The sequence below is a fragment of the Moraxella sp. CTOTU49097 genome (assembly GCF_032064105.1).
Lineage (GTDB): Bacteria > Pseudomonadota > Gammaproteobacteria > Pseudomonadales > Moraxellaceae > Faucicola > Faucicola osloensis_B.
In genome coordinates this window covers 1-8,137 of the sequence record NZ_DAMBOA010000036.1, presented here as the reverse complement: position 1 = coordinate 8,137, position 8,137 = coordinate 1, and the positions used below count along the sequence as shown (strand labels likewise).

The 8,137-nt window shown below is 42.4% G+C and carries 5 protein-coding genes; all 5 read left to right on the top strand.

Annotated features, from left to right (window positions below; all coding sequences use genetic code 11):
• The first annotated feature begins 158 nt into the window (after nt 1–158).
• The 5 genes from RT064_RS11025 (at nt 159) to RT064_RS10700 (ending at nt 7,876) form a co-directional block, all read left to right on the top strand.
• Nucleotides 159–356, top strand: coding sequence for a hypothetical protein (locus RT064_RS11025; protein WP_409519569.1), 198 nt, complete (start codon nt 159–161; stop codon nt 354–356).
• 95 nt (nt 357–451) lie between these two features.
• The gene (locus RT064_RS10715) at nt 452–2,146 is read left to right on the top strand and encodes a multidrug ABC transporter permease/ATP-binding protein (protein WP_313063337.1); all 1,695 of its coding nucleotides are present in this window, start codon (nt 452–454) and stop codon (nt 2,144–2,146) included.
• A 137-nt stretch (nt 2,147–2,283) separates the two neighbouring features.
• Nucleotides 2,284–4,416: a TonB-dependent siderophore receptor gene (locus RT064_RS10710; protein ID WP_313063335.1), complete on the top strand. Its 2,133-nt coding sequence runs from the start codon at nt 2,284–2,286 to the stop codon at nt 4,414–4,416.
• Nucleotides 4,417–4,493: 77 nt separating this feature from the next.
• Nucleotides 4,494–5,588 (top strand): SIP domain-containing protein, encoded by a 1,095-nt coding sequence (locus tag RT064_RS10705; protein ID WP_313063332.1) that lies wholly within the window; start codon nt 4,494–4,496, stop codon nt 5,586–5,588.
• Nucleotides 5,589–5,794: 206 nt separating this feature from the next.
• Complete coding sequence (locus RT064_RS10700) at nt 5,795–7,876, top strand: bifunctional 2',3'-cyclic-nucleotide 2'-phosphodiesterase/3'-nucleotidase (RefSeq protein WP_313063330.1); 2,082 nt, start codon at nt 5,795–5,797, stop codon at nt 7,874–7,876.
• Nucleotides 7,877–8,137: the final 261 nt, after the last annotated feature.

The window sequence follows — 8,137 nt, the reverse complement described above, 5'->3', positions numbered from 1 at the left end:
TCTAACCGCTAATTTGGTTCTATTTTTAGGTTTACACAAAAATTCTTGCAATCTCCTTACCCCAAGTAGACGGCTTAACCTTAACAGGCGATGTCATCCATACCGGCAAACGTTACGCCAATGATGCCAACACCCTAACAGTCGATGGCTACACCACTGTGGATTTGGGCGCGAGATATAAAATCCAACTCGCCGGTAAAGCAGTTACGCTCAAAGGGGTGATTGCTAACGTCACCGATAAAGACTACTGGTCATCGGTGGGCGGTTATGAAAATACCGCAGGTGACAACGGTGCAGGCTATCTTACCTTAGGTGAGCCACGCACATTGAAGCTGTCAGCGACCTTTGATTTTTAATTTTACCCACTGTTAACGTTTGCCATCGGATAAAGCTTGCTTTGTCCGATTTTTATTTGAGACTGCCTAAAAAATAAAAGCTAAACAGGAAATACATGTTCCCTACTACCATGCCCCTTATGACCCTCATCTGGCAACAGCACCGTATTGCCTTTATCAAAGTCATCTTGCTCAATCTGCTTAATGCCTTGGTGAATGTCGCTATTATCGCCTTTATTAACCGTTTTTTAATCGCAGCAGTCGGCACTGATAATCCCCTCTTAGGCAGTTGGCAGATATTAGCGGTATTTTTGGTAGCGATTATGGGTTTATTAGCGACAACGTTTACTTCACAGCTTGCCTTGACTAAGTTAGGGCATCGCTTTGTGTTTGAATTACGTTCGCAACTGATAAAACGTATCTTAGACACTGCAATCGCCCAAATTGAAAAAATCGGTAGTGCCAAGCTGTTAGCCAGCTTAACTACCGATGTACAGTCGATTACTGTGGCGTTTGTACGCTTGCCTGAGCTGGTGCAAGGGGTGATTATCTGCACAGCGACTGCGGTTTATTTGGGGTTTTTATCTCTGCCAATGCTGCTTGTGGTCATGGGGTGTATTACGCTGACCATTTTTATCAGCAGTAAACTCGTGGGTCATGTATATGCCCATTTAGCCACATTACGAGAAATCAATGATGCACTGTATCAAGATTATCAAGCGGTGATTGATGGAAGAAAAGAACTTGCCTTAAATCGTGAACGTGCCAAACGTCTATTTACCAATGAGTATCAACGCCATGCAAGCGACTATTTTAACCATATTGTCAAAGCCGATACTTTTCATTTATCAGCCGTAAGCTGGTCAAATATTATGATGTTTGCCGTAATTGGGGTGATTTATGCCCTAGCAAATATTTATCATTGGGTAGATACCGCCACCGCTACTACGTTTGCCCTCACCGTATTATTTATCCAGTCGCCTTTACTGATGGCGATTGGGGCATTTCCCACCGTGCAAACGGCTAAAGTTGCCTTGGAAAAAATACAATCATTACAGCTTGCCGACTATAGCCCCGATTTTGATACCCAAATTTTAACCCCAAATTGGCAAGTCATTACTTTTAAAAATATAAATTATCACTATGACAATAGCGCAAATTTTGGCTTAAAACATATCAACTTTACGTTAAAACGGGGCGAAGTGGTGTTCTTAATTGGCGCCAATGGTAGCGGAAAATCTACACTTGCAAAGCTCATTACAGGGTTATATCAGCCCAAATTTGCGGAAAATGCCGGTATTTTTATCGATAATCAGCCTGTCGTCTCAGAACATTACCCCCATTATCGCCAGTTATTTTCAGCAATTTATAGCGATTTTTATCTGTTTAAAACGGTGATGGGAAGCGCGCAAAATGAACCAAATGCTGAGTTAATTGACAATTGGCTTGATATCTTAGCCATCAAAGAAAAAGTCAGCGTCAGCGATAACCAACTGAGCGCCACCGAGCTTTCGCAGGGGCAGCGCAAACGCCTTGCCATGCTGCTTGCTGTCGCCGAAGAAAAGTCTATTTTACTGCTTGATGAATGGGCTGCCGACCAAGACCCTGCCTATCGCCGTGTGTTTTATCACCATATTATTCCCATGTTGCAAAAAATGGGCAAAACGCTGTTTATTATTAGTCATGATGACAGCTATTTTGAAAAGGCGGATAGATTGTTGATGATGAAAAATGGCGAACTCAGCGAGCTGACCGGGTTGCAACGCGAAAAAGCCAGTATAGATGCCATTACAGTGATTGGTGAGCATTAAGAATTTATATGAACTCCCCTAAAACCTAGTTAAAGCGGATTAAATATAATTGCAAATGAGAATAATTATTGTTATTATTTTCATTAATTTTACCATACTGTAAATTTCTGTAATTATTTATTGTGACGGGGTCACTTATGCGTTTATCTTTTTTATCCGTAGCAATACGGGCTAGTTTAGCGGTGGGTATTAGCCATGTTTTTACCAGTCAAGTGCTGGCAGACGTTGCAGCCAATAGCGAAGAAGCACCTGAAACCACATTAGATACCTTGGTCATTCGTAGTGATGCTTACCGCACCACCGCTACCAAGACCGCCCTCGACCCCGAAAAAACCCCCATGAGTTATTCTCGTATCGAGCAGGAGACATTGCAGCAACGCCAAGCAGACAGTGTGGCGAGTGCGCTGCGTTATGAGCCAGGTGTCAGTAGCGAAAGTCGTGGGACGGTTGGCATTTTTGATGAATACACCCTGCGTGGTTTTAAGAATTATTCCAACTTTTATGACGGGATGCGGCTACCGTATGATGGAACTTGGAATTTAATGCCCCAAGTGGATGCCTATGCCACCGAAGCCGTGGAAGTACTCAAGGGACCTGCTTCGTCGCTGTACGGCTATAATGAGCCGGGCGGCATGGTCAATCAAATCGCCAAAACTCCAAAAAGTACCTCCGAAAAAGAAATCAGACTACGGGCGGGCACCAATAATCTTAAAGAAATCGCCATTGATAGCACAGGTCCTATTAACGATACCACCAATTATCGCATGGTGGCATTAGCCCGTGAAAAAGACGGACAAATGCAAACGACTGAAGAAAAACGGGTGCTAATTAATCCCTCTATCGAATACAAACCGAGCAAAAATATCTCGGTGCTTGCCAATTTGTATTATCAAGATGACCCTCATCAAGTCCCTTCTACCCCACTACCAAGCGTTGGCACAGTGTATAAAGCCAGTTATGGTAAGTTAGACGCGGATGCCTACGCCGGCGATAAATGGAATGATTTTAGTAAAAAAGTCTTTATGCCAAGCGAGACCATCAACTGGAAAATCAATGATTTGTTGACCTTTAAACATACCTTGCGTTACACCGATGCCGATGCCCAACAAAAAAACACCTACCATCAAGGCTTTAGCGAAGGTTCAGACAGCAAGCTTATACGCACCGCCTACACGACCGATGAAAAAATGACCAACTGGGCAACCGATAACCAATTGGCTTATAGCCTGATTACCGATAATACCTCGCATAATTTATTATTGGGTGTGGACTATCAAAAAACCGACAGCACCGCTAAGTACGCAGACGCCATGTACAATGGCATACCCATCATCGATTTAAGCGATCCTGATTATGATCTATTTAGCAAAACTACCCTTAGTTTGACAGGCTATCAACAAACTGATGATATTGAGCAAAGTCAATTCGGCGTTTATCTACAAGATGAAATGCAATGGAACAAGCTTACTGTGGTCGCAGGGTTGCGCCATGATGATTATAAAAGCACCACCAAAACCACTGCCACAGGTAGCAATGCAAAAACCACCGTCAACGAAGCCAACCAAACATCCGGGCGATTGTCAGCCCTGTATCAACTTGACAATGGGTTTGCCCCCTATGTCAGCTACGCTCAGTCATTTCAACCCGTGTTAGGCGTCAACTATATTACAGGTGAAGCATTTAAGCCCACCACCGCCAACCAAGTTGAAGTCGGCATAAAATACAACTCGCCAGATAAAGCCACCAAAGCCACGCTGTCTGCCTACGATATCACGCGCAAAAATGACAAGGTCACTGCCATCGACTGGACCAAACAAACCCAAACAGGTGAAACCACGTCAAAAGGTTTTGAAATTTCTGCCGATCATCGTTTCAATGATTGGCTCAATGTGGGTGTCGGCTATGGTTATGTCGATGCCGAAATCACCAAGGATGAGTTTAATCCGCAACTGGTCGGCAATACCCCGCAACAAATTGCCAAGCACAACGCCACACTGTGGGCAAGTATGAAACCCAACGCCAAAACCGCGGTGCAAGTGGGTGTACGACATATCGCTGGGATGCAAATTGATAGGGAGAACTCAGATACTTTATCAAGCGTCACCTTGGTGGATTTGGCTGGTAGTTATCAAATCAACCCCACGTTTGATGTGGGCTTGACTGTCAGTAACTTATTTGACAAAACCTACGTGGGTAGTTGTTATGACCGCAATAATTGCTGGATGGGCGCAGAGCGACAAGCCAGTGTTAGCTTAACCGCGAAGTTTTAATCAGGTTCATAAATTTAAACAAAGGACTTGTTACCCCAAGTCCTTTCCTTATCGCCCTTTAACAAAAATTACATTCTATGCACCCAGAAAATCTGACTTTATTTGATGACCCCGAAATTGCCGATATCATCGATCACATCAACGAAGACCACAGCGATGATATGAAACACATGGCGTTAGGCTTGCTAAACTTAACCAAGGTTCAGCAAAAAACCTTGCAAAATGTGACCTTACGCCAAATCTATCAACAAGGCTTACTCTTGGATTTGCAGTTTGCGCAAAACGAGCCGCACTTAGACAATCAGCTTTTGGCATTTAATGAGCCGACCCAAACCCTTGAAAAATTTAACGACCAATATGTCGCCTTATTGCAGCGCAGTGACCGCAAACAAGGTAAAAAAACCATTGACATCAAACAGCGTCAATTTTGTCTGCAAACCGTTGAAGCGGTCAGTCACCATATGTATCGTTTGACAGTGCAAACCGATAGCGATTTATCCGATTTACCAGCAGGTTATGCATTTTTGTTTGATGTCAAACTGCCCGACACTGACCTAAAAAAACACCCCCGCCCCTACCGCTATTATACGCTTCGTAAGGCATGGCAAACCGTGAATGCAAACGGTGAAACGCAAAACCTTGCTTGGATAGATATCTATTGTCATGGAGAAAAAAACGGCGAAATCAGTCTTGGCGAAACCTGGGTAAAATCGTTAAAAACAGGCGACGTTTTTACCAGTGAGCGAGAATTCCCCGAAAAAATCGACCATCTCACTTTCAATCAGCCACAGGGACAAAGTCTATTAATCGCTGATGAAACCTCACTGCCGACCGTAGCCAGACTGTTAGAACGGTGGCAAATGACCGAGCAGACAACACCGCCGATTGTACTTACCTTTTTGCAAAGCCAGCAAGATTTGGCTTATTTAGAAGACGTTTTAGCCCAGTATCCCGCAACGGTATTACCAATTGTGGCGAATGATAACCAACTGCCCCATACGCAGATTTTTACGACTCTACAAGATTTTTTACAACAACATCCTCACAAAATTGACCACATTTGGGGTGGGCTTGAAGCGACAACAACGAAAAAACTGCGTTCGCTATTGGATGAGTTATTACAGTTAAGTCGGGATAATAGCGTACTAAAAGTGTATTGGCGAGCAAGCTAAGGGTTACCTCGGAATTGGGCAGACAATCAGATGCGTCTTTGGGTGTTTGGTCGTAACAATTGGTTGTTTGCAGGGTCGCTTGAGATTAGGCAGTGGGCGGCGAATTTTATTAACCACTCACTATTCATCATTTTGTCACGCAACCTTTCTATGATATTTCACAAATTTATCAACGCTCTTATTTGAGCCTAATTTAGTGAGCGATCATGAACTATAAAACACATCATTATAAAAACCATCATTATAAGAATACGCAAATCAAGCGCATTTGCCTCACCACATCCATGATTGTAGCAAGCATGTCACTTGTTGCTTGTAATAACAATGATAATCATAGTAATGACCCTAAACCACAGCAAATCGCTACCAATACCAACCTTAACTTTACTATTCTTGAAACGTCAGATTTGCATAATAATGTCATGAGTTATGATTATTATAAGTTGACAGAAGACAAAAGTTTGGGGCTTGAGCGAACTGCAACGCTTATCGATAACGCTCGTAGCGAATCTACCAATAATATCTTGCTGGATAACGGTGATACCATTCAAGGTAGTGCTTTAGGTGACTATCAAGCAACGGTGAACCCTGTCGAATGCGACGAAACACTGGGCATTTATAAGGTTATGAATGACCTAAAGTATGATGCAGGTACGATTGGTAACCATGAATTCAACTATGGGTTGAACTATCTTAATCAAATTACAGGCAGTCAGTTTAATGTTGATGGCATAACCGCAAGTGCCAGTGCTTGTAAAGGACCTAACTTCCCCTTGGTTTTATCCAATGTCATTAGTTCTCGCAATAATCAGCCACTGTTTAAGCCTTATAAAATCATTACCAAAACCTTTACGGCAACCACACCAGATGGTAAGACGGTTACCGTACCGCTAAAAATTGGTATCATTGGATTTACCACACCCGGTATTATGCAATGGGACAAAAAATGGCTAGACGGCAAAGTCACCACCGCCGGTGCAAAAGAAATGGCAGAAAAATACGTGCCACAAATGAAAACTGAAGGTGCAGATGTCATTGTCGCCTTGTCGCATAGTGGTATTGATACATCCCCATACAGCCCAACGATGGAAAACGCCAGTTGGCATCTATCGCAAGTGGCAGGTATTGATGCGATTTTGATGGGACACACACACCAAGTGTTTCCTGATGCTAATAGCAAAGACACCCGCCTAGACCAAGCAGGCATTGATAAAGTTAATGGCTTGTTAAACAATGTCCCTGCGGTCATGCCAAGCTTTTGGGGTAAAGGGTTAGGCGTCATCAAATTGAATTTAACCTTTGATGGTAAAAAATGGGTCGTCAATAAAAACAATACCAAAGTGGAAGTGCGTACTATCCAAAATGCTGATAAAACTTTTGTAGCAGCTAACCCGCGAGTGGCTCAATTAATTCAGGCAGAACATAATGCCACTATTAATTATGTCAAAACCCCAATCGGTACATCCGATTTCTCAATGACTTCTTACTTTGCTGATGTGGGTGATGTGTCAGCGATTCAAGTGGTCAACCAAGCGCAAGCCAATTATATCAGCGATTATATTAACGCCAATTTGCCACAATATAAAGATATCCCTGTCTTATCGGTGAGTGCCCCATTTAAAAGCGGATTTGCAGGGGGTTCAGATTATACGGATGTTGCGCAAGGCAATATTGCTATTAACAATGCGGCTGATTTATACCTGTATCCAAATACCGTGTTTGCAGTAAAAATACAAGGCAGTGATATCAAAAAATGGCTAGAGAATTCTGCCAAACGCTTTAATCAAATAAACCCAAGCCTTACTACGCCACAAGCGTTAATCAGCACTTTCCCTGGGTATAACTTTGATATGTTTACCTCACCCGATGTGCAATATGAAATTGATGTGACTAAACCTATCGGTAGCCGTATCCAAAACTTAACCTACAAAGGCAAGCCGATTGAAGACAACGCACCATTTATCATCGCAACCAATAACTATCGTGCCTCAGGTCTAAAGGAGCACTACAGCATCAATAGTACCAATGTGGTTGAATCACCGGATGCCAATCGTGATGTGCTGATTAACTACATCAAAGCGGCTAAGAATTTATCATTAACCAATAATGGTAGCAGTCGTAGCTGGCGGTTTGTCAAAGTGAAAACAGCGGGTCCTGTAACCTTTAAATCGAGTGCAAACAAAATTGACTTTGCCCAAAAAGCAGGATTAACCAATATTAGCGTCGTAAATAATGACGACGGTTCAAATAAAGGCTTAGCAGATTATGCAATAGATTTATCAAAATGATCGCCAAAAAACTTGTATTTTATTGATCGTTAAAAAGTGTGGTAGTTGCCACACTTTTTCTTTTTCTATTTTATTAAGCTTTAATTTAAAAGGTACAGCGGATAAGCTTTGACCTTTCGTTTATACCGGATTTTATGATACTTCTTTTTTGTTGTTTGGTTTTCATAAAGGTAGTGTCTCAGCGTTTTCAGTCTCCGACAATACCCTATATAAAACATCTTAAGAAACTACAATACAAAAAACACCCCCTTACTGTTGTAA